This is a genomic window from Glycomyces lechevalierae (assembly GCF_027622945.1).
Classification (GTDB): Bacteria; Actinomycetota; Actinomycetes; order Mycobacteriales; family Micromonosporaceae; genus Glycomyces; species Glycomyces rutgersensis.
This window is the reverse complement of sequence record NZ_JAPZVQ010000001.1, coordinates 518,460-538,012: the sequence shown is the minus strand read 5'-3', so window position 1 is coordinate 538,012 and position 19,553 is coordinate 518,460. Positions and strand designations below refer to the sequence as shown.

Below are 19,553 nucleotides of genomic sequence, written 5' to 3'. Positions count from 1 at the left end.
CACCTTGACAGCGTTGGAAAGCGCGCTCTAAGGTGACACATCGAAAGTTAAAACGATTTAACAACCTGGATGCGACCCCCCGACCGCTTCCCCCATCCCCTCCCCTCACCACCAGAAGGAGTGCATCAATGTCGATCCACAATCCCCTCCGCCGCCGGAGCCTGCTCGCGGGCGCGACCGCCGCGGCGGCGCTCGGCGCGACGGCCGCGTGCGGCGACGACGGCCCGGCCGGGACCGCCGCCGACCCGGTCGAGATCGGCTTCGAATGGTGGGGCGACGACGCCCGCGCCGAGGTCACCAACCAGGCCGTCGAGCTCTTCATGCAGAAGAACGAGGGCATCAAGGTCCGCACCAACTTCGCCGACTACCCCGCCTACTGGGAAGGGCTGACCGGCCGCATGGCCTCGCGCGACCTCCCCGACGTGTTCCAGATGGACTACCCACGCCTGCGCCAGTTCGGCGCCACCGGGATGCTGCTGCCCCTCGACGGCGTGGTCCCCACCGACGACTTCCGCGACGGCGTGCTGGACACCGCGAAGCTCGACGACAAGCTCGTCGCGGTCCCGGTCGGCAGCAACATGTTCGGCCTCATCTACCGCCCGGACTGGTTCGAGGAGCACGGCATCGCGGTGCCCGAGGCCGGGTACACGTGGGAGGAGTACGGCGCGCTCATCACCCAGGTGACCGCCGCGCTCGGCGAAGGCAAGTGGGGCGGGAGCGACTGGGCCGGTTCGTACCTCCTCATGGAGCTCTGGCTGCGCCAGCAGGGCGGCGCGTTCTACGCCGACGACGCCGCGAGCCTCGCGTTCACCAAGGAGCAGCTGGTCGAGTGGTGGTCCTCGACCGCCGAGCTCGTCGCCTCGGGTGCCATGCCCCCGCCGGACGTGGCCGCCGAGGCCACCGCGCCCGGCGTCGCGGGCGGCGTGATGGCCACCGAACTGCGCTGGGACACCGCGATGAGCGGCTACTGGGAGTCCGTGGCCGAGGGCGGCGGCACGCTCGCGCTCGCCCCGCCGCCTTCCGCGGACCCGAGCAACCTCGCGCTGCACCTGCGCCCGTCCGTGCAGTTCGTGATCGCCGCGAACTCCGAGTACCCCGAGCAGAGCGCCAAGCTCATCGAGTTCATGCTCTCCGACCCGGAGGCCGCCGCGATCCTCGGCACCAACCGGGGCATCCCGTCCACGAAGACCGGCCTCGACAGCGTCGAGATCGACGAGGCCTCGCAGGTCGTGCTCGACTACGAGGCCACTGTGGAGCAGTACCTGATCGACGCGCCGGTCGTGCCCCCGGCCGCCGCCGGCGCGATCGAGGCCAAGTTCACCGAGATCTACGGCCAGGTCCAGTACGGGGAGATGACCCCGGCCGAGGCCGCCGACCTGTTCTTCACCGAGGCCGAGACCCTGTTCCAGAGCGAGCAGTAGCCCGGCGGGGGAGCGGCCTGAGGAGGACCGCTCCCCACTCGCCCGCCCGCTAGACTCGCCCGATGCACGGCCACCCCGCACCGACGGCCCTCATCTCCGGTGCCGCCGCAGGCATCGGCGCGGCCTTCGCCAAAGCACTGGCGGCAGACGGCTACCGGCTCATCCTGGTCGACCGGAATCGCGAAGGGCTGCAGGCGGTCGCGGCGCGACTCGGCGGCGAAATCGAGACCATCACGGCCGACCTCGCCACCGAAGCCGACATCGCCCGCGTCGAGGCACGCTGCCGCGAAGGCGTGGACCTCCTGGTCAACAACGCCGGGTTCGGGCATCCCACGGAATTCCTCCACACCTCGATCGAGGCCGAGATCGCGATGTCGAAGCTGCACATGGAAGCCGTGCTGCGCTTCACGATCGCCGCACTGCCCGGCATGATCGAGCGCGGCCGCGGCGGCGTCATCAACACCGGCTCGGTGCTCGGCTTCTTTCCCAGCTCGACCTATTCGGCCAGCAAGGCCTGGGTCATCAACTTCAGCCAGTCGGCGGCCGTCAAGGCCCGCCCGCACGGCGTCACGGTCACCGTCCTGTGCCCGGGCTTCACCCGCACCGAGTTCCACGACACCGCAGGCATGAACATGACCGGGATCCCCGGTTTCCTGTGGCTGGACGCCGACACGCTCGCCGCCGCCGCCCTGCGGGACTGGCGCAAAGGCAAGGCCGTCAGCATCCCCGGCTGGCAGAACAAGACCATCACGGCCCTCAGCCGCCTGCTGCCGATGCGCCTCATCCTCCGCATCCACTCCGGCGGCGGCAAACGCTCCCTCCGCGAGGCCACCCGGCCTTGAACTTGACACACCCTCACTGACCGGGAATCATTGTTTCCGTAACCGTTCTTGAAACTGTTTAACCGAGGTGAATTCTTTGGCGCGCAAAGCGAGTGCTTCGGGCGACGGGACGCGCCACACCACCATCCGGGAGGTGGCCGAACACGCCGGCGTCTCCGTCGCCACCGTCTCGCGCATCCTCTCGGGCACGTACCCCGCCGCGCCCGCGACCCGCAGCAAGGTCATGCGCGCCGTCGAAGAACTCGACTACGTCGCCAACCACCACGCCCGCGCCCTCCAAGGGACCACCCGCAAGAGCATCGCGATCATCGTGAACTCGGTGATCTCCCCGCACTACGCCCATGTGGCCCAAGGGGTCCAGACCCAGGCCGCCGAGGACAGCCGCCTGTGCCAGATCGGCACCACCGGCGGCGACGCCGAACGCGAGCTCGCCATGGTCCAGTTCATGCGCGAGCAGCACCCCGAGGCCGTCATCCTCGTCGGCAACGTGAACGCCGACGCCGAGTACCGGGCCCGCATGAGCCGGTACGCGCACGCGCTGGCCGCCATCGGCTCCCGCCTCGTCCTCTGCGGCCGACCCCCGCTCGGCCCGGACGTGCCCGCCGTGGTCGTCGAGTACGACAACACCGGCGGCGCCTTCGCCGCCACCGGCCACCTGCTCTCCAACGGCCACAAGCGCATCCTGTACCTCGGCCGCCGTACCGGCTACACCACCGCCGACGCCCGCATCGAGGGCTACCGCAAGGCCCTCGCGGCCTACGGCGTCGAACCCGACCCGGGCCTGGAGGTCGACGGCACCTACGAACGCTTCGAGGGTTACCGCATGATGAAGGAGCGCCTGTCGGCCGGCACCCCCGACTTCACGGCCGTCTTCTCCGGCAACGACCAGATCGCGGCCGGCGCACGCCAAGCCCTCCTCGAACACGGCCTCCGCGTACCCGAGGACATCTCCCTCGTCGGCTTCGACGACCTCCCCCCGGCCGCCGACATCGACCTGACCACGGTCTACCAACCCCACGAAGAACTGGGCCGCACCGCAGTACGCCTCGCCCTGGAACACGCCCGCCAAGGCGGCCCGCCCCCGCACACGATCCTCGGCACCCACCTGGTCCTGAGAGGCTCGGTCCGCCCGCTCGTCGCGAGCTGAGCCCCGACCGCTTACGCGTCGTCGTTGAGCAGCCCTGCGCACCAGTGGAAGTGCCCGTCGCTGCCGTCGGCGCTGAACAGGTCATAGGTGGTCAAGGCATAGGCGGTCTGATACAGCGCCAGCGTCTCGGGTTCATACCGCAGTTCGGCGGCGAAGACGCGCGTGAGCGTTTCGGTATGCGCTCGCGCGTGGGGTCCGTACATGTCCCAGACCGCGGCGGTGACGGCCGCTTCGAAGGCGGGGTCGCCGGCGGTCGTGAAGAACCCGAAGTCGAGGACGGCGACCGGGTGCCCCTGCCCGTCGACATGGATGTTGGGCGGCACGAGGTCGCCGTGGATCACGGTGTCGGCGGTGTCGGGCAGAGCCCGGAGTGCTCGCACGGTCCTATCGGTCTGCTTCGCGAGATCCGGGACGTGAGCGGCGAGCACGGTGCCGCTGCGGCGCCCGGCGCGCTCCACCAGGTCGGCCAGGGCGTCGGAGAATCGTTGGCGGCCTTGCCACAGCGGGCGGTCGTCGCCTTGGACCGTCAGTCGCCGCATGGCGTCAGTGGCAGGGACGGCGGCCAGTCCGCGCAGCACTTCGAGCACCGCGTCGATGACTCCTGCGGGTAGCTCTCGTGGTGCTGGTCCATCGGCCGAATCGGTGCCGATGGGCGCTCCGGGAAGCTCGCGCTCATAGGTCACGAGGACGCCTTCGACCTGTTCGGCGTCGAGGACCTCCGGGGTGGCGAACGGCGGTCGGCTGCGGGCGATGTCGGCGTAGACCTGCCGCGTCAGGTCGAAGTCCGCCGGAGGCCGGCCGGTCCACACCTTGGCGACTGTGCCGTCCCCCAGCCGGTAGACGGCCCCTTCGACACCGCTCGCCAGAGGGCGCGCGTCCGGATGTCCTCGGTGCGCGAAGTGCTTGAGCCATGCCTCGGAGTGCTGCTGCCGGTACTCGACCATCCGGGAAGTACAGCAGGCGGTCAAAGCGCACGCAACGGTATTTCGGATTCGTCCGGCCGATCTCGTGGCGATCCGGTCCGCGACCGCCCGGCCACAGCAGCCGGTCTGCTTCGCCGTGCACGGCGGTGACCGGGAGCCGCCGTCCGGCAAGGCTTCCGCCGTTCCAGTGGGCGCCGAGCCGGCGGCGCTGCCGCGACCGGAATCGAGGTGGGCGGCTGGTGCGTCGCTTTGGGGATCCGCTGTGGGACACCGCAAATGGACGGTATCCACTACGCTCGAGCTATCGTTCCCCCACCTCAACAGGACATCGAAATGGACACGCCGGTAGCGGCCGCCCCTGCATTCCGGTTTCGTCGTGAACTGGCGCTGGCCGTGCTGCCGCCCCTCATCGCGGTCGTCGCGACCGCGAACCTGTGCCTCGCCGCCATGGTCGCGCCCGGCTGGATGTCGAGCTGGTGGCTCGGGGCATCGATCGGCCTGATCGTCGCCGCCGGAGTCTTCATCGCCGTCTCCTGCTTCATCGGCCGGTTCCGCAGCGCCGGGCGCGGCATCATCGGCGTGCTGGGAGGCATCTTCCTCGCCGGCCTCCTGACGGCCCCGGCCTTCGAGTCCAGCGTGCTGAACCTGCGCGGTGTCGCGATCGAGTGCACCGTGGCCTCCTCCACGGAGAAGGAAGTCCGCGGCGACACCCTGATCGAGCACGTCATGGACTGCCCCGGCCAGACCGGCGTCACCTGGAGCACTGAGGAACACGAGCAGTGGCCTGTCGGCGAGCGGGTCGTCGGCTACTTCGACCCCGAAGGCCACGCCCACTACTCCTTCGGCGACCGCGACTGGACGAAGACGGTCCTCTGGGCCGTCGGCTCGCTCATCGCCGCGCTGACCGCGATGATCTGGCGTCTGATCGCCGTCGACGACGGCTCGCTGCAAGCCCGCTTCACGGGCCAGCCACTCGAACCGTCGAATCAGCCAACGGGCGCTGACACCACCAGCCCCTGAACTTGCGGGCCTAAGCCGTCCGGCTCACGCCGGACCGGGCTCGCCAGCCGAGGCCGATGGCGATGAGCCCCAGGACGATCGCGAACGCGGAACCCACGACGCCGTTCTCGGTGCCCGGGCCGCCGTCCGCGATGGTCAGCGCCGGTCGGCGCTGTCCGGGCCGACATCGGTGACCGCCAACGTGTTCGAGGCGGTGGCGATACGGAGCACCGCCGCGCTCGGGTCCGCGCCGGCGCGCGCGGCGGTCGCCTGGATCTCGTCCGCGTAGAACCCCCACATCGCGGGCGGGATGTCGTGGCCGACTCCCGGGACGATCACGAGGCGGGCCCCGGGGATGGCGGCGGCGAGGTCGCGGGCCGCCGAGAGACGGAGCAACTGGTCCGCTTCGCCGTGCATGACGGTGACCGGGAGCCGCAACTGCGCGAGGCTTCCGCCGCTCCAGTGGGCGCCGAGCTGGCGGCCCGTCTGCTTCGGGTCTCGAATGTCGTTGACGGCGTCCTTCTCGATGCGCGCCAAGGCCTCCGCCTCGTCGAACGGGTATCCCGGCGATGCCAGCGCCCGCGAGACCGCCAGTGACAGGGCGATGTCCCCTTCTCGCGTCTCCGGGAACTTGAGCCGCGCCATCTTGGCGACCGTGCCCCAGCGGATGTACCGCAGCAGTCGCAGGGATCCGGCATCGCTGGGCACGGCCGCAGAGGAGACGAAGCTCCGCACCCGATGCGGGTGGCGCATGGCGATGCGCTGGACCCGCAGGCCGCCGTTGGAGTGTCCGAAGAGGTGCGCCGAGTCCCAGCCGAGGGCGTCCATGACGGCGACGGCGTCGTCCGCGACGTCCTCGCCCGTGTAGGCGGGCGGGCTTTTCCGGAAGAGCGCCGTGACCGGGTGGGCGGGCGCGGCGGGGAAGCGGGTGGACTCTCCGGCGTCGCGGTTGTCGAAGGACACGACGTGGAAGCCGCGTTCGACGAGCGCGGCGATGAGGCCCGGCGGCCACCAGTGCCGGCTCACGGCCGAGCCCATGACCAGCAGCAGCGGCTCGCCGCCCGCGCCGCCGTGGTCTTCGTAGGCGAGGTCGGCGTTGCCGTTGCGGGCGTAGCGGGTGGGGGACTTGCTCATGGCTCCTCCTCGGAGTTCGCGAACGATGTTCTCGAACTATAGCCCTTCGGGTACGCTGTTCGCAAACACCCGGAGGAGTGAACCATGACCGACGTGATCTGGCTGCGCCCCGAACGGGCCGCCACCGGCCGCCCGGCCGTGCACGACCGCGCCGAGATCACGGCCGCCGCGATCGACGTCGCGGACCGGGGCGGCCTCGACGCGGTGTCCATGCGCAACGTCGCCGCTGAGCTCGGCACCGGCGCCGCCTCCTTGTACCGCTACGTGACCGGCCGCGACGACCTGCTCGATCTCATGATCGACTCGACGGCCTCCGAATGCCGCCTCGAGCCGCCCACGGGGGAGCCCGTCGCGGATCTCGTGGCGGTCGCCGAGGGCCTGCACGCGGTCATGATGCGCCACCCCTGGCTCCCGGAGCTCGTGGTCACGCGCCCGGCCCTCGGCCCCGGCGTGGTCGGCGTGCTCGACCACGTGCTCGACATCCTCGCCGACCATCCCGGCGACGGCGCGTCGAAGCTCGAGGTGTTCGCCCTCCTCAACGCCCTCGTGGCCACCTTCGCGCGCAACGAACTCGCCGCCCCGAACCAGGCCGAGCGGGCCGTCGCCTACCTGAGTCATGTGGCCGCCGGCGGCGAGCGCCCCCGGATCACCGCCCTCTTCGAGAATCCGTCCACAGGGGACATTTTGCCGCGCGACCGCCGTGTCGCGGCCCTGACTGCGCTCCTGTCCGGCCTCCTCGGCTAGATCAGGCCTCGGGGATCCAGTTGCCGTGCAGCCCGAGCGGCACCCGCGCGGGCAGGTGGACCCGCGCAAGCGGTTCCCCGGCGAAGTCCTGGGCCGCGAGGATGACCAGGTCGGCCGCGCCTCGTTCCGGATTGTGGACGTACAGCAGGTTGTACCCGTCGTCTTCGCCTGCCGCCGTTGCGGACGGCACGAACACGGTCTCCCCGGCGGCGGCGTCGCGACCGAACTCGTGGGTCTCGGTCGTGCCCGCAACGAGGTCGTGCTTGAGGATCGCGTTGGAGAAGCCCTCGTCCGGCCGGTCGGCGTCCACGGTGCTCGGCGCCGCGTACAGCTCGGTCGAGGCCGAGTAGCCGTACCGGTAGGGCCGGCCGGAGAAGCGCCCGTTCAGGCGCGGGAAGTCCTGCGGCCGGTCGTGCAGCAGCTCGGTCCGGGCTTTGCCCGCGGCGAGGTCGAGGGTCCAGCGTTCGAGTACCGGGCGCCCGGCGCCGATGTCGACGAGGTCGAACCTGCCTGCGTGCCAGGCGACGTCGACCACGATCGTCCCGGCCTCTTCGTAGGCGTTGAGCGTGTGGCCGACCATGCCCTCCGGGAGGTCGATCCACTGGACGGCACCGCCTGCGCGGGGCATGACGCCGACCTGCGTCGGCAGGTCCGGGCGCCACCCGAACGGCACGCCGGTCGGCAGTCGCTGCGGGTCGAACACCATCGGGCACGTGTAGATCAGCACGTAGTTCTCGGTGAGCCCGAAGTCGTGCATGTACGGGAGGGTCGGCGCGGGGATCGCGGTGACGCGTTCGACGCCGCCGCCGGGGGAGAAGACGATGTGCTGGAGGAAGTCGGCGCCGTAGCGGAACGCCAGGGAGTGCAGTTCGCCGGTGCGGTGGTCGAACTTGGTGTGGGCGTTGGCCGAGAAGCCCTCCGGGGTCGCGCCGAGGTCGGAGGGGCCGATGGTGTCGAGCTCGGGGGTGAGTTCGTAGGGCGCGAGCCCGCCTTCGATGAGGGCGTAGATGCGGCCGCCGTGCCCGGCGACCTGGACGTTCGGGGCGAAGTCGAACCGCTCGTCGACCGGTCGCCCGCGGCGCGGCTCGCCGAGCCTGTCGGCCACCGAAGCCGAACGGACCCAGCGGTTCCGGTACCACTCGGCGCGGCCGTCGCGCAGGCGCACGCCGTGCACCATGCCCTCGCCGAGGGTCCAGACGTGGGCCGAGGCGTCCTCGATCCCGAGGGGGTTGGGGCCGATGCGGAGGTACCGGCCGTCGAGGTCGGCGGGGATCCGGCCGGTGACGGGGAGGTCGAAGGCGGTGATCTCCTCGGTGACCGGGGCGAAGTTGCCGCGGGTGTATCGCTCAAGGCGCATGGGGGTCCTTCCTGCAGCGACGCGTGCGCGCCGATTTAAACAAACGTATCATACGGATGTATAAATCGAGGCGGCCGCTAGGATCACCGCATGGGACACCGAGAGGACCTGCTCGAAGGCGCCAAGCGCTGCCTCATCGAGCGCGGCTACAGCAGGACGACGGCGCGCGACATCGTCGAGGCGTCGCACACCAACCTGGGATCCATCGGCTACCACTACGGCACCAAGGACAAGCTGCTGCTGCAGGCCATGGTCGAGATGTCCGGCGAGCTGGCGGAGCGGATGATGGCCGTCGGCCCGGGCGACGGCGACGACGCGCTGCTCCGCTTCTGGGAGGGCATGATCGCCTCATTCCGGAACGACCCGGGCCTCTGGCGCGCCAACCTGGAGATCCTCGTCCAGACCCTGCACGACGACGAACTGCGGTCCCGCCTCGCCGACACCCAGGAACGCGCGCGCGACGGGCTCGGGCTGCACCTCACCCCCGGCGCGGGCGACGCCCGCCGCGCGGCCGGCTCGGTCCACTACGCCCTCATCATGGGTGTGATGGCGCAGCACCTCCTCGACCCCGACCGCGCGCCCAGCGCCGAGGAGGTCGTGCGCGGCCTCCGGGCCGTCGCGACGAAGGCCTAGCGCGCCTTCGCGATCGAACGCTGGATCAGCCGGCTCACTCCGGGCAGGGTGACGGCCCGCATCGTCATGTCGCTCACCCAGACGTGGAACCGCGTGGGCGGCGCGAACCGCGCGATCCCCGTGCGCGCCAACGCCTGCCGCTTCTCGACCTCCGGGCGCAGCCGCGACTCCCAGGCCGCGAGCGCCGCAGGCGGGTCGTCCTGCTCCAGGGCCTCGCCGAGTGCGTCCGCGCCCGAGAGTGCCAGGCCCGCACCGTATCCGGCGAAGAGCGTCACGCACCAGGCCGCGTCGCCGAGGAGCACGACCCGGCCCCGGCTCCAGGAGTCCATGCGGATCTGGCTCACCGAGTCGAAGTACGCGCCGCCGGGATCCTCCCGGAGCTGGGCGAGCGCGTCCGGCACGCCGCCGCCCAGGTCGCCGAAGGCCTCGCTCAATGCGGCCGGGCCCCTCGCGAGGTCCGCCTCGGTGTCCGCGCTGCGGTAGGCGAAGAACGCCGAGGACCGATCCGGACCGAGGTTGAGCACGGCGGCGGTGCGATGCGGGCCGATGAACGTCGTGCCGCTGCCTTCCGCCAAGCCGGAGGGGACGCGGCGCAGCGGGAACGCCCCGACCATGTGGTCCAGGTCGACCCGGAATCGCGACTCCTCGCCGAAGACGAGCCGGCGCACCCCGGAATGGAGCCCGTCCGCGCCGATGAGCAGGTCGGCCCGCTCGGTCGAGCCGTCACTGAACGTCGCGGTCACGCCGTCCCCGTCCTGGGCAACGGCGGTCACCGTGGTGGCGAACCGGAACTCGGCCGTGTCCGCGACCGCCTCGAAGAGCACCGACTCGAGGTCGCCGCGGAACACCGACATCGCCCGCGCGCCCTGCGCGGCCTCCACGATCGCCTGCGGCACCGTGAACTTCGCCGAGCCGTCCGCCCGCACCAGCACCGACGTGAACGCCCCGAGATCGCGCTTCGCCAACGCGGGCAGCAGACCCAGCCGCTCGACCGCGTCGTAGCCGCCGCCGATCAGGTTGAGCATGTACCCGCTGCTGCGCCGCGCGGGCGCGCGCTCGACCACGACCGCGCGCCACCCCGCCCGATGCAGCCGCAGTGCCGCCGCCAGCCCCGCGATCCCGGCGCCGACCACGATCGCCGTATGCCTGTTTCCCATCTCGCCTCCGTCAAAGTTTGAACGCATGTTCATCATCAGTATGAACGACTGCTCAAACTCACGGCGGGCACCCCGCCGCCGCCCGCTACACTGGCCCCGTGCCAAGAGGAGTCGCCATCCCCGAGCTGCGCCAGCAGCTCTTCACCGCCGCCGAGCGCGTGATCCTCCGCGACGGCCCGAGCCGACTCAGCGGCCGCGCCGTCACCACCGAAGCCGGGGTCGCCGCCGGACTCCTCTACGCCCACTTCACCGACCTCGACGACTTCCTCGCCGCCTACGCCGTCGACCGCTCCTTCGTCGTCATCGCCGCCGCACCGCTCGCCGACCGCGCCGGCACCGGCGACATCGCCGCGAACCTCGCCGACGCCCTCCTCGCGATCCCGCGCGACACCCTCACCGCCCTCGCCCGCCTCCTCGTCCTCCGGCCCGAACTCGCCGAACGCGTCCACGACGTGCTCGGCGACGAGACCGCCCTCGACGCGATCGAACGGGCCGCCGCCGCCTACCTCGAAGCCGAGCGCCGCCTCGGCCGCCTCGCCGAGAGCATCGACCCCCAGGCGGTGGCGCTGGCCCTCGTCGGCGCCCTCCACCACCTCGTGCTCACCGCCGGTGACCTCGACGACCGCCTCCGACCCGCCATCGCCGCGCTGGTCGGATCAACCGCGAACGAACGGACCGCCAATGGCTGACACGCAACTGCCCCCGCGCATCGGCATCGACCGGCCCGGCTCCTTCAGCCGCTCGGTCTTCCACGAGCGCCACCCGGTCCTCATCGCGAACCTGATCGCCGACAACACGTACCCGTCCCACATCCGGGACCGCCTGGAAGCGCTCCTCGCCGAGACCCTCGAAGGCACGGTCCCGCCCGAGGTCCCGCCAGGGCCGAACCGGCCCTTCTGGGAAGCCGAGATCGCCCGTTGCGTGGGCACGCCCTGGAACGACCTGCCGTTCCTCTGGGCCGAGTCGTACTTCTACAGGCGGATCCTCGACGCGGTCGACCACTTCGCGCCCGCCCGGGTCTTCTACGGCGCCGACCCCTTCGCGCCGCAGAAGCAGGCCCAACTCGACGGCGCCGAACTCCGAACCGACCTCGAGGCCTACGCCGCCCTCACCGAACGCGACTCCACCTCGCAGGACCGTGCCGAACGCCGGCAGGCCCTCCTCAGGGCCGCGCTCTGGGGCAACCAGGCCGACCTCGGCTTCCGCACCACCACTGCCATTGCGGGACAGAGCGACATCGTGGTCGACGACAGCCCCGCCATCTGGGACCTGATCGACGGCCCCGGCAGCGGCCCCGTCATCGTCGTCGCCGACAACGCCGGCCGCGAACTCACCGCCGACCTCGCCCTCATCGACGCGATCCTCGAGACCGCACCGGTGGAGCTCCATCTCAAACCGCACCCGTACTTCGTCTCCGACGCCACCGGCCGCGACCTCCTCGCCACCCTCGACGCACTCGCCGCCGACCCGAACAAGCCCGTCCAGGCCCTCGCCCAGCGCCTGCGCGACGCGATCCGCGGCGACCGGCTGCGCCTGCGCGCCCACGGCTTCTACGTGCTGCCCACGACCTACCGGCACCTCCCGCCCGACCTCGCCGCCGACTTCCGCGCCGCGAGGCTCGTGATCCTCAAGGGCGACTTGAACTACCGTCGCCTCGTCGGCGACCGCGAATGGGACGCCGCCACCCCCTTCGGCGAAGTCGTGGACTACTTCCCGGGCGACGTGGCCGCCCTCCGCACCGCCAAGTCCGATCTCGCGGTCGGCATCGACCCCGTTCGTCTCACCGAGCTGGACAACGCTTCCCCGGAGTGGCGCGTCAGCGGCACGCACGCGATGATGCAAGTGCTGCACTGATTCAAGGAGGCGACGTGCCGGTCGACGAGTACTTCACCAAGATGTTCCGGGGGATCGAAACCGCCTCCGCGCAGGGCGAGACCGACGAGGAGAAGGCCGGCCTCGGGTGGGCGTTCGCGGACGCCTACTCCAAGAAGGCCCTCGCCGGCTGGGACGCCGCCGGCGTCGCGATCGAGAACATCGCGATCGACGGCCCGCACGGACCCATCCCGCTGCGCCTCTACCGCCCCGAAGGCCCGTTCACGGGCGCCGTGCTCTGGTGCCACGGCGGCGGGTTCCGCCACGGCGACCTCGACATGTTCGAAGGCCACGGGGTGAGCGTCGAACTCGCCCGCCGCGCGGGTGTCGCGGTCGCCTCAGTGGACTACCGGCTCGCCGACGACACCGTCAAGTACCCCGTCCCGATCGACGACGTGCACGCCGCCTGGAACTGGTGGACCGACAACGCGGGCACCGACGGCCCGATCGGCCTCGGCGGCGCTAGCGCCGGAGCGGCCCTCGCCCTCTCGGCCGCGCTGCGCACCAGGGACACCGGCGGCCGCGCCGCCGACGTGCTCCTGCTCGCCTACCCGTTCGCGCACTACCCGAACCCGACGCTCAGTCCGGCGATGAGCGCCGAAATGGCGGCCGTGCCGTTCCGCTTCGAAGCCGAAGGCGTCGACGAGATGGTCCGCAACTACGTCGGCCGTATCAGCGATGTCCCGCGAGACGCCCTCCCGGGCGCGGCCCGCCTCGACGGCCTGCCCCGCACCCGCATCGTCGTCTCGGAGTACGACGACCTCCGCGCCTCGGCGGACCTCCTGGAACGCCAACTGAACGAGGTCGGCGTCGAAGTCGAGTCGTACCTGGCCAAGGGCATGACCCACGGCCACCTCAACCACCCGCCGTCCATCGCGGAGGTCGCGAACTCCCTCGACTTCTTCGCCAAGGGCCTGCACGCCTGACCGCGCCGTCGCCGCAGCAGCCGAACCCGGTCGGATCCTGTCACCGTTCCGCGAGAGCATCGACGCATGTCCGACCCGACCGCGCGCGCCCTGACCCTGCTCAACCTGCTGCAGACCCACCGGCACCGGCCCGCCTCCGAGCTCGCCGAACGCATGGGCGTCACCGTGCGCACCGTGCGCCGCGACGTCGAGCGGCTGCGCGACCTCGGTTACCGGGTCGACGCCGCCCCCGGCGTGCTCGGCGGCTACCGCCTCGAAGCGGGCGCCGCCATGCCCCCGCTCCTGCTCTCGGACGAAGAGGCGGTCGCGATCGCGATCGGACTGCGCACTGTCGCGACCGGCCGCCTGCGCCGCGGGGCCGAATCGGCCCTCTCCGCGCTGGCCAAACTCGAGCAGGTGCTCCCCGCGCCCCTGCGGCGACGCGTCAAGGCCCACGCGCCCGCCCTCGACCGCGCGCCCGCCGGCGCCGAGATCTCCTCGCAGGTGCTCACCGACCTCGCGCTGGCCTGCCGCGACGGCGAACGCGTGCGCCTGACCTACCGGCCCCCGGCCGGCGACCCGCAGCCGCGCCGCGTCGAGCCCGCCGCCCTGACCTCGGTCGGCCGCGACTGGTACCTGGTCTGCTGGGACCTCGGTCGCGACGACTGGCGCACGTTCAGGGTCGACCGGATCACCGGCGTCGAACCGCTCCGGGTGCGCTTCCGGCCGCGACCGCTCCCGCCCGGACAGGTCGACGAGATGATCGCCGTCGCCCGCACCTGGGGACCGCGCACCGAGGACGCGTCGGTCGTGGTCGACCTCCCGATCGAGGAGTTCCACGCCCGGTTCGGTGCCTGGGCGCAAGGCGCGACGGAGGCAGGACCCGGGCGGACACGCTGGCCGATCGCGGCCGCGAGCGCGAGGGACCTCGCCTACGGACTCTCGTGGCTGCCGCCGGAGACGCCCTACCGGGTCGAGGTCCCCGAACCCGAACGCGCCGAACTGAAAGCGCTGCTCACCACGATGCTCGACGCGCTGGACCGGTGACCGGCCCAGCGCGTGCCTCACGCCCGAGGGTCGCCGAGCGAGGTCATGGCCTCGTTCAACGACGAGTGAATGTATTCGAGCTCGGGCGTGCTGAACGCGGACCAGTCCGCCTCTGCGTCAGCCGCCCACTCGCCGCCGTCCTCGGCGGACCAGGCCTGCTCGGCCCCCGGGTCGTGCCGGTACACCCACCACAGGTTCGCGGCGGGGTCCCTGAAGCGGGCGAGCGTGTCCCCGAAGAAGTCCGTCGGCCTGGTGACGACGGCCGCGCCGAGCTTCTCCGCCCGCGCGAGCACCGCGTCCACATCGTCCACATAGATGCGGATCAGCGCGGGCGTGAAGGGCCAGTCGGCCTTGCGGTCGGCGACGGTGAGGAGCGAGTCGCCGATGCGCAGCTCGGCGTGGAGGATCAGCCCGTCGGTGTCGAGCGTCCTCGCCTCGGGGACGTCTTCGGCCTCGAAGACCTCGGTGAGGAAGTCGATGAGCTCGGCGGCGCGGTCGGCGACGATGAACGGGTTCACCGTGTTCGAACCGGCGGGAAGGCGCGGTACAGCGGCCATGGCGTGTCCTTTCCTGGAATGGTCGACGACGCCATGGTCACAGCGAACGAGGACGGCATCCGTCCGCGTTCGGTCCTCAGCCCGGAAAATGTCTCGTGACGATCGCCGCGGCCGCCTTCGTCTGCACCGCACCGTAGTTGAGGCCGCGATCCGGGCCGAGCCTCGAGGCGCAGAACGCGTCCGCGACGTCGGCGGGGGAGTGGCGGATCAGCAGTGAGGCCTGGAGCGCCAGGCCGAGGTCCTCGGTGAGGCGCCGCGCTCCGGCGGGCTCGACGCTCGCGAGGCTTCGCTTGAGGCCCTTGAGGTGCGCGGCGAGCCCGGCGTTCTCGGCGGCGGCCGGTTCGACTTCGGCGAGGAACGCCTCAGCGCTCTCCGGCCTGGTCGCCAGCGCCCGCAGCACGTCCAGGCAGATGACGTTCCCCGAGCCCTCCCAGATCGACAGGAGCGGCTGCTCGCGGTAGCGCCGCGCGAGCGGCGCCTCCTCGACGTACCCGTTGCCGCCCAGGCACTCCAGCGCCTCGGCGGCGTGCCCCGGGCCCCGCTTGCACACGCAGTACTTCGCAACAGCGGTCGCGAGCCGGCGGAACACCGCCTGGTCCGGGTCGTCGTACGCCGAGGCCAGCCGCATCATCGTCGCCGTCGCCGCCTCGGACTCCACACAGAGGTCCGCGAGCACCTGCGTCATCAACGGCTGGTCGATGAGCTTGGCGCCGAACGCACTGCGGTGCGCCGCATGCCAGACCGCCTCCACGGTGCTCTGGCGCATTCCCGCCGCGGTCGCGATCACGCAGTCGAGCCGGGTGTGGTTCACCATCTCAATGATGTGGGCGACCCCGCGCCCCTCCTCGCCCACCAGGTGCGCGACGGCGTCGTGCAGCTCGATCTCGGCCGAGGCGTTCGAGCGGTTCCCGAGCTTGTCCTTCAAGCGCTGCAAGCGGATCGCGTTCCGAGTGCCGTCGGGCAGCACCCGGGGGAGGAGGAAGCACGAGAGCCCGCCGGGCGCCTGCGCGAGCACCAGGAACGCGTCGTTCATCGGCGCCGAGCAGAACCACTTGTGGCCCCGCAGCGTGTACGTGCCGTCCGCTGAAGGCGTTGCGGCCGTGGTGTTCGCCCGCACGTCCGAGCCGCCCTGCTTCTCGGTCATCGCCATCCCGACGAGTACGCCCGCCTTCTCCTGCGGCGGCCGCAGCCCCGGGTCGTACTCCGGCGCGGTGATGAGCGGCTCCCACACCGCCGCCAGCTCCGGGCTCGCACGGAGCGCCGGGACGGCCGCGTACGTCATCGAGATCGGGCAGCAGTGCCCCGGCTCGGTCTGCGCGAGCAGCGACAGGAGCACCGCCCGCCCCGCGTGAGCGCCCGGACCCGGTTCGGCCCAAGGCATCGCGTGCGCGCCGTGCTCCACCGCGAGGCGCATGAACCGGTGCCAGGAAGGATGGAAGTCCACTTCGTCGACCCGGTTGCCGTACCGGTCGTGCGTGCGCAGCACCGGCGGGTACCGGTGCGCCTCCTCGGCCCACCGCGCCGCGTCCGCGCCCGCGAGTGCTTCCCCGAGGGCCCTCGCGCGCGGGGCGACCGCGCTCGCGCCCGCCCACTCGGCCGCCTCCCGCAGCGGCGCGTTCGCGTCGAACAAGTTGCGATCCACCAGCGGCGGCGCCTGGTTCGTGACAGTGTGTGTATCGGCGGCACCGGTCATTCGCGCGCTCCTCGCTCGGCAGGTTCCACATGGTAGTACCGATCGCCCGTTCGGGGAAGCGGTGATCCCGGTCTACCGCAGGCATACTCGCGGCCCGAGCGGGTAGCCGGAGCGGAACGGAGGATCGGCCGCCACAGGGGGAGACGAGTTGGCTACGCGCATCGAGGACTACGGCATGATCGGGGACCTGCACACCGCCGCGCTGGTGGGCGCGGACGGCGCGATCGACTGGTTGTGCCTGCCCCGGTTCGACTCTCCGGCGTGCTTCGCGGCGCTGCTGGGCGACGACGAGAACGGCTCGTGGCGGCTGGGTCCCGTCTCGGGCGGGCCGTGCACGCGCCGCCGCTACCGGGGCGACACCCTCATCCTCGAGACCGAATGGGACACGCCCGAAGGCAGCGTCCGCGTCACCGATGCGATGCCGCCGCGCGACGGCGCCGCCGACCTCGTGCGGGTCGTCGAAGGACTGAGCGGCCGCGTGCCGATGCGCACGACGATGCGCCTGCGCTTCGGGTACGGCCGCGTCGAACCCTGGATCCGCTGCCGGGGCACCGAACTCGCCGCCATCGCCGGGCCGGACGCCGCGTGGCTCGACGCGGACGTGCCGCTCGAGGTGCGGGACGCCGGCGCGGGGGCCGACTTCGAGGTCGCCGCGGGAGAGCGGGTCGCGTTCACCCTGATCCACGAGCAGTCCCATCTGGACCGTCCGAAGGCGCCGGACCCGGTGAAGGCCCTGGCCCACACCGAGGCGTTCTGGACCGACTGGATCGGCGGCCTGCGCTACGAAGGCGAATGGGACGAGGCCGTGCGCCGCTCCCTCATCATCCTCAAGGCCCTCACCTACGACCCCACGGGCGGCATCGCGGCCGCCGCGACCACGTCCCTGCCCGAAGACCTCGGCGGCGTCCGCAACTGGGACTACCGCTTCTGTTGGCTGCGCGATGCCGCGTTCGTCCTGCAGGCCCTGCTCGGGACCGGGTTCATCGAAGAGGCCTCCGCCTGGCGCCAGTGGCTGCTGCGCGCGGCGGCGGGCGACCCGGCCGAGCTCCAGATCATGTACGGCCTCGACGGCCAGCACTGGCTGCCCGAGCACGACCTCGACTGGCTCTCCGGCTACGAGGGCTCGAGCCCGGTCCGCATCGGGAACGCCGCCACGCGGCAGTTCCAGCTCGACGTCTGGGGCGAGACCCTGGACGCCCTGCACCTGGCCCGCGCGGCCGATCTCGAAGCGGACGAGATCGCCTGGGACCTGCAGAAAGCGCTGCTGAACTTCCTCGAACGGCACTGGGCGAACCCGGACGACAGCCTGTGGGAGATTCTCGGCGAGCGCCGCCACTTCGTGCACTCGAAGGTCATGGCCTGGGCCGCGTTCGACCGCGCCGTGCAGGCCGTCGAGCGGTTCGGTCTGAGCGGCCCGGTCGACCGCTGGCGGGAGCTGCGCGACCGCGTCCACGCGGACGTGTGCGAGCGCGGCTTCGACCCCGATCGCGGCACGTTCACCCAGTTCTACGGCTCGAAGGGGCTCGACGCGGCGCTGCTGCTCATCCCGCAGGTGGGCTTCCTGCCGTGGGACGACCCGCGCGTGGTCGGCACCGTGGAGGCCGTGCAGAAGGAGCTGTCTCGCGACGGGTTCCTGCTGCGGTACGACATGGAGGCCGACGGCGGCGTGGACGGGCTCCCCGGCGACGAAGGCGCGTTCCTGGCGTGCACGTTCTGGCTCGTCGACGCCCTCCAGGGCATCGGCCGCGAGCGCGAGGCCCGGGACCTGTTCGACCGGCTGCTCAAGGTGCGCAACGACCTCGGCATCCTCAGCGAGGAGTTCGACCCGGCCACCGGGCGGCACCTCGGCAACACCCCGCAGGCCTACAGCCATGTGGGCCTGGTGAACTCGGCGCGGCATCTCAGCGGCGCCCACCCGGCGGAGGAGCCGCGCGCCGTGCGGCCCGAGTACGAGACCGAAGAGCGGGAGTGAGTGGCGATGCGCGCTTTGACCTTCGCACCTGGGCACAAGGGCACCTTGGAGCTCGCCGAGATCGACGACCCGGAGCCGGACGAGGGCGAACTGCTCGTCGAAGGGCTCGCACTCGGGGTGTGCGGCACCGACAAGGAGCTCGCGAACGGCGACTACGGCTGGGCGCCTATGGGAGCGGACCGGATGGTCATCGGCCACGAATCGCTCGGCCGGGTCAGGACCGCCCCTGAAGGGAGCGGCTTCGCGCCGGGCGACCTGGTGGTCGGCGTGGTGCGCCGTCCCGACCCGGTCCCGTGCGGGGCGTGCGCGCGCGGCCAGTTCGACTCGTGCCGCAACGAGGGCTACACCGAGCGCGGCATCAAGCAGCTCGACGGCTACGGCAGTGAACTCTGGACCGTGGAGGCGGAGTACGCGGTCAAGCTCGACCCGGACCTGTCCGAGGTCGGCGTGCTCATGGAGCCGATGAGCGTCCTCGCCAAGGCCTGGGATCAGATCGAGCGGATCGGCTCGCGCGGCTGGTTCGAGCCGCGGTCGGTGCTCGTCACCGGCGCGGGCCCCATCGGCCTGCTCGCGGCGATGATCGGGGCGCGGCGCGGCCTGGAGGTCCACGTCTACGACCACAACGAGCACGGGCCGAAGCCGAAGCTCGTCGCCGACCTCGGTGCGGCGTACCACCACGAGAGCATGGCCGCCGCGACCGCCGCGGCCGATCCTGACATCGTCATCGAGGCCACCGGCGCCGCCGCGCTCGTGTTCGACGCGATCGGCGCGACCGGCGCCTACGGGATCACCTGCCTGACGGGCGTCTCGCCCGCCGGCAGGACGATGCCCGTCGACCCGGGCGGCGTGAACCGGCGCATCGTGCTGGAGAACGACGTGGTCTTCGGGACGGTCAACGCCAACCTCGACCATTACGCGGACGCGGCGCGGCTGCTCGCCGAGGCCGACCGCGACTGGCTCCGCCGACTCATCACCCGCCGCGTCCCGTTGCGCCGCTTCAAAGAGGCGTTCCGCGGCGAACCCGACGACGTGAAAGTCGTCATCGACCTCACTGGGGGGTAGGGAAAAAGCGGCGGCCGGGCTGGGGGGCCCGGCCGCCGCTTGCAACCCGCGCGAGAACGGTCCGCCGGTGCGCGGGGCGCGCCGGGCG

19 protein-coding genes are annotated in these 19,553 nt (G+C 71.6%); 12 read left to right on the top strand and 7 right to left on the bottom strand.

Annotation, left to right across the window (positions count from 1 at the left end):
• The first annotated feature begins 128 nt into the window (after positions 1-128).
• From O2L01_RS02515 to O2L01_RS02505, 3 genes are all read left to right on the top strand, one after another.
• On the top strand, positions 129-1,421 hold the full coding sequence (locus O2L01_RS02515; protein WP_270120141.1) for an ABC transporter substrate-binding protein: 1,293 nt from the start codon (positions 129-131) through the stop codon (positions 1,419-1,421).
• Positions 1,422-1,483: 62 nt separating this feature from the next.
• Positions 1,484-2,263 carry an SDR family NAD(P)-dependent oxidoreductase gene (locus O2L01_RS02510; RefSeq protein ID WP_270120140.1) on the top strand — a complete coding sequence of 260 codons (780 nt, stop codon included), beginning with the start codon at positions 1,484-1,486 and terminating at the stop codon, positions 2,261-2,263.
• 76 nt (positions 2,264-2,339) lie between these two features.
• Positions 2,340-3,410, top strand: a complete 1,071-nt coding sequence (locus tag O2L01_RS02505) for a LacI family DNA-binding transcriptional regulator (RefSeq protein ID WP_270120139.1) — start codon at positions 2,340-2,342, stop codon at positions 3,408-3,410.
• Positions 3,411-3,421: 11 nt separating this feature from the next.
• Here O2L01_RS02505 and O2L01_RS02500 read toward each other — a convergent pair whose 3' ends face one another.
• A complete protein-coding gene (locus O2L01_RS02500) occupies positions 3,422-4,354 on the bottom strand; it encodes a phosphotransferase family protein (protein ID WP_270120137.1) in 933 nt (310 codons plus the stop codon).
• A 312-nt stretch (positions 4,355-4,666) separates the two neighbouring features.
• Here O2L01_RS02500 and O2L01_RS02495 point away from each other — a divergent pair, with 312 nt between their 5' ends.
• Positions 4,667-5,353 carry a hypothetical protein gene (locus tag O2L01_RS02495; protein ID WP_270120135.1) on the top strand — a complete coding sequence of 229 codons (687 nt, stop codon included), beginning with the start codon at positions 4,667-4,669 and terminating at the stop codon, positions 5,351-5,353.
• Between the two features lie 10 nt (positions 5,354-5,363).
• Here the strand turns inward: O2L01_RS02495 and O2L01_RS02490 are convergent, their stop codons facing one another.
• Both O2L01_RS02490 and O2L01_RS02485 read right to left on the bottom strand, forming a co-directional pair.
• Positions 5,364-5,450, bottom strand: coding sequence for a hypothetical protein (locus tag O2L01_RS02490; RefSeq protein WP_270120478.1), 87 nt, complete (start codon positions 5,448-5,450; stop codon positions 5,364-5,366).
• 38 nt (positions 5,451-5,488) lie between these two features.
• Positions 5,489-6,466, bottom strand: a complete 978-nt coding sequence (locus O2L01_RS02485; protein ID WP_270120132.1) for an alpha/beta fold hydrolase — start codon at positions 6,464-6,466, stop codon at positions 5,489-5,491.
• Between the two features lie 84 nt (positions 6,467-6,550).
• Between O2L01_RS02485 and O2L01_RS02480 the strand changes: the two genes are divergently transcribed.
• The gene (locus tag O2L01_RS02480; RefSeq protein WP_270120130.1) at positions 6,551-7,210 is read left to right on the top strand and encodes a TetR/AcrR family transcriptional regulator; all 660 of its coding nucleotides are present in this window, start codon (positions 6,551-6,553) and stop codon (positions 7,208-7,210) included.
• Position 7,211: 1 nt separating this feature from the next.
• On the opposite strand, the gene O2L01_RS02475 is transcribed toward O2L01_RS02480, so the two are convergent.
• Entirely contained in the window at positions 7,212-8,567 is a 1,356-nt protein-coding gene (locus O2L01_RS02475) for a carotenoid oxygenase family protein (protein WP_270120128.1), read from the bottom strand.
• Between the two features lie 90 nt (positions 8,568-8,657).
• On the opposite strand from O2L01_RS02475, the gene O2L01_RS02470 reads away from it, so the two are divergent.
• The gene (locus O2L01_RS02470) at positions 8,658-9,200 is read left to right on the top strand and encodes a TetR/AcrR family transcriptional regulator (RefSeq protein WP_270120126.1); all 543 of its coding nucleotides are present in this window, start codon (positions 8,658-8,660) and stop codon (positions 9,198-9,200) included.
• Here O2L01_RS02470 and O2L01_RS02465 read toward each other — a convergent pair.
• Positions 9,197-10,357, bottom strand: a complete 1,161-nt coding sequence (locus O2L01_RS02465; RefSeq protein ID WP_270120123.1) for an FAD-dependent oxidoreductase — start codon at positions 10,355-10,357, stop codon at positions 9,197-9,199. The genes O2L01_RS02470 and O2L01_RS02465 overlap by 4 nt on opposite strands.
• Positions 10,358-10,455: 98 nt before the next feature.
• Here O2L01_RS02465 and O2L01_RS02460 point away from each other — a divergent pair, with 98 nt between their 5' ends.
• The 4 genes from O2L01_RS02460 to O2L01_RS02445 all read left to right on the top strand — a co-directional run bounded on the left by O2L01_RS02460 (position 10,456) and on the right by O2L01_RS02445 (position 14,181).
• Entirely contained in the window at positions 10,456-11,046 is a 591-nt protein-coding gene (locus O2L01_RS02460; protein WP_270120120.1) for a TetR family transcriptional regulator, read from the top strand.
• Positions 11,039-12,211 (top strand): damage-control phosphatase ARMT1 family protein, encoded by a 1,173-nt coding sequence (locus O2L01_RS02455; RefSeq protein ID WP_270120117.1) that lies wholly within the window; start codon positions 11,039-11,041, stop codon positions 12,209-12,211. Before O2L01_RS02460 ends, O2L01_RS02455 begins: the two co-directional genes overlap by 8 nt.
• 14 nt (positions 12,212-12,225) lie before the next feature.
• Complete coding sequence (locus tag O2L01_RS02450) at positions 12,226-13,155, top strand: alpha/beta hydrolase (RefSeq protein WP_270120115.1); 930 nt, start codon at positions 12,226-12,228, stop codon at positions 13,153-13,155.
• A gap of 66 nt (positions 13,156-13,221) precedes the next feature.
• Positions 13,222-14,181, top strand: coding sequence for a helix-turn-helix transcriptional regulator (locus O2L01_RS02445; RefSeq protein ID WP_270120113.1), 960 nt, complete (start codon positions 13,222-13,224; stop codon positions 14,179-14,181).
• A 17-nt stretch (positions 14,182-14,198) separates the two neighbouring features.
• Here O2L01_RS02445 and O2L01_RS02440 read toward each other — a convergent pair whose 3' ends face one another.
• Together O2L01_RS02440 and O2L01_RS02435 are read right to left on the bottom strand one after the other, a co-directional pair.
• On the bottom strand, positions 14,199-14,738 hold the full coding sequence (locus tag O2L01_RS02440) for a VOC family protein (RefSeq protein WP_270120112.1): 540 nt from the start codon (positions 14,736-14,738) through the stop codon (positions 14,199-14,201).
• 76 nt (positions 14,739-14,814) lie between these two features.
• Positions 14,815-16,431: an acyl-CoA dehydrogenase family protein gene (locus O2L01_RS02435; RefSeq protein WP_270120110.1), complete on the bottom strand. Its 1,617-nt coding sequence runs from the start codon at positions 16,429-16,431 to the stop codon at positions 14,815-14,817.
• Between the two features lie 148 nt (positions 16,432-16,579).
• Between O2L01_RS02435 and O2L01_RS02430 the strand changes: the two genes are divergently transcribed.
• Positions 16,580-18,403: a glycoside hydrolase family 15 protein gene (locus O2L01_RS02430; protein ID WP_270120107.1), complete on the top strand. Its 1,824-nt coding sequence runs from the start codon at positions 16,580-16,582 to the stop codon at positions 18,401-18,403.
• Between the two features lie 6 nt (positions 18,404-18,409).
• Positions 18,410-19,465, top strand: a complete 1,056-nt coding sequence (locus O2L01_RS02425; RefSeq protein ID WP_270120105.1) for a glucose 1-dehydrogenase — start codon at positions 18,410-18,412, stop codon at positions 19,463-19,465.
• The last annotated feature ends 88 nt before the right edge of the window (positions 19,466-19,553 follow it).

Excerpts from the sequence above, each read along its gene's own strand:
- O2L01_RS02495 (WP_270120135.1), top strand. The coding sequence starts at position 4,667 with ATGGACACGCCGGTAGCGGCCGCCCCTGCATTCCGGTTTCGTCGTGAA.
- O2L01_RS02455 (WP_270120117.1), top strand. The coding sequence starts at position 11,039 with ATGGCTGACACGCAACTGCCCCCGCGCATCGGCATCGACCGGCCCGGC.
- O2L01_RS02515 (WP_270120141.1), top strand. The coding sequence starts at position 129 with ATGTCGATCCACAATCCCCTCCGCCGCCGGAGCCTGCTCGCGGGCGCG.
- O2L01_RS02435 (WP_270120110.1), bottom strand. The coding sequence starts at position 16,431 with ATGACCGGTGCCGCCGATACACACACTGTCACGAACCAGGCGCCGCCG.
- O2L01_RS02470 (WP_270120126.1), top strand. The coding sequence starts at position 8,658 with ATGGGACACCGAGAGGACCTGCTCGAAGGCGCCAAGCGCTGCCTCATC.
- O2L01_RS02425 (WP_270120105.1), top strand. The coding sequence starts at position 18,410 with ATGCGCGCTTTGACCTTCGCACCTGGGCACAAGGGCACCTTGGAGCTC.
- O2L01_RS02465 (WP_270120123.1), bottom strand. The coding sequence starts at position 10,357 with ATGGGAAACAGGCATACGGCGATCGTGGTCGGCGCCGGGATCGCGGGG.
- O2L01_RS02500 (WP_270120137.1), bottom strand. The coding sequence starts at position 4,354 with ATGGTCGAGTACCGGCAGCAGCACTCCGAGGCATGGCTCAAGCACTTC.
- O2L01_RS02475 (WP_270120128.1), bottom strand. The coding sequence starts at position 8,567 with ATGCGCCTTGAGCGATACACCCGCGGCAACTTCGCCCCGGTCACCGAG.
- O2L01_RS02480 (WP_270120130.1), top strand. The coding sequence starts at position 6,551 with ATGACCGACGTGATCTGGCTGCGCCCCGAACGGGCCGCCACCGGCCGC.
- O2L01_RS02510 (WP_270120140.1), top strand. The coding sequence starts at position 1,484 with ATGCACGGCCACCCCGCACCGACGGCCCTCATCTCCGGTGCCGCCGCA.
- O2L01_RS02485 (WP_270120132.1), bottom strand. The coding sequence starts at position 6,466 with ATGAGCAAGTCCCCCACCCGCTACGCCCGCAACGGCAACGCCGACCTC.
- O2L01_RS02445 (WP_270120113.1), top strand. The coding sequence starts at position 13,222 with ATGTCCGACCCGACCGCGCGCGCCCTGACCCTGCTCAACCTGCTGCAG.
- O2L01_RS02440 (WP_270120112.1), bottom strand. The coding sequence starts at position 14,738 with ATGGCCGCTGTACCGCGCCTTCCCGCCGGTTCGAACACGGTGAACCCG.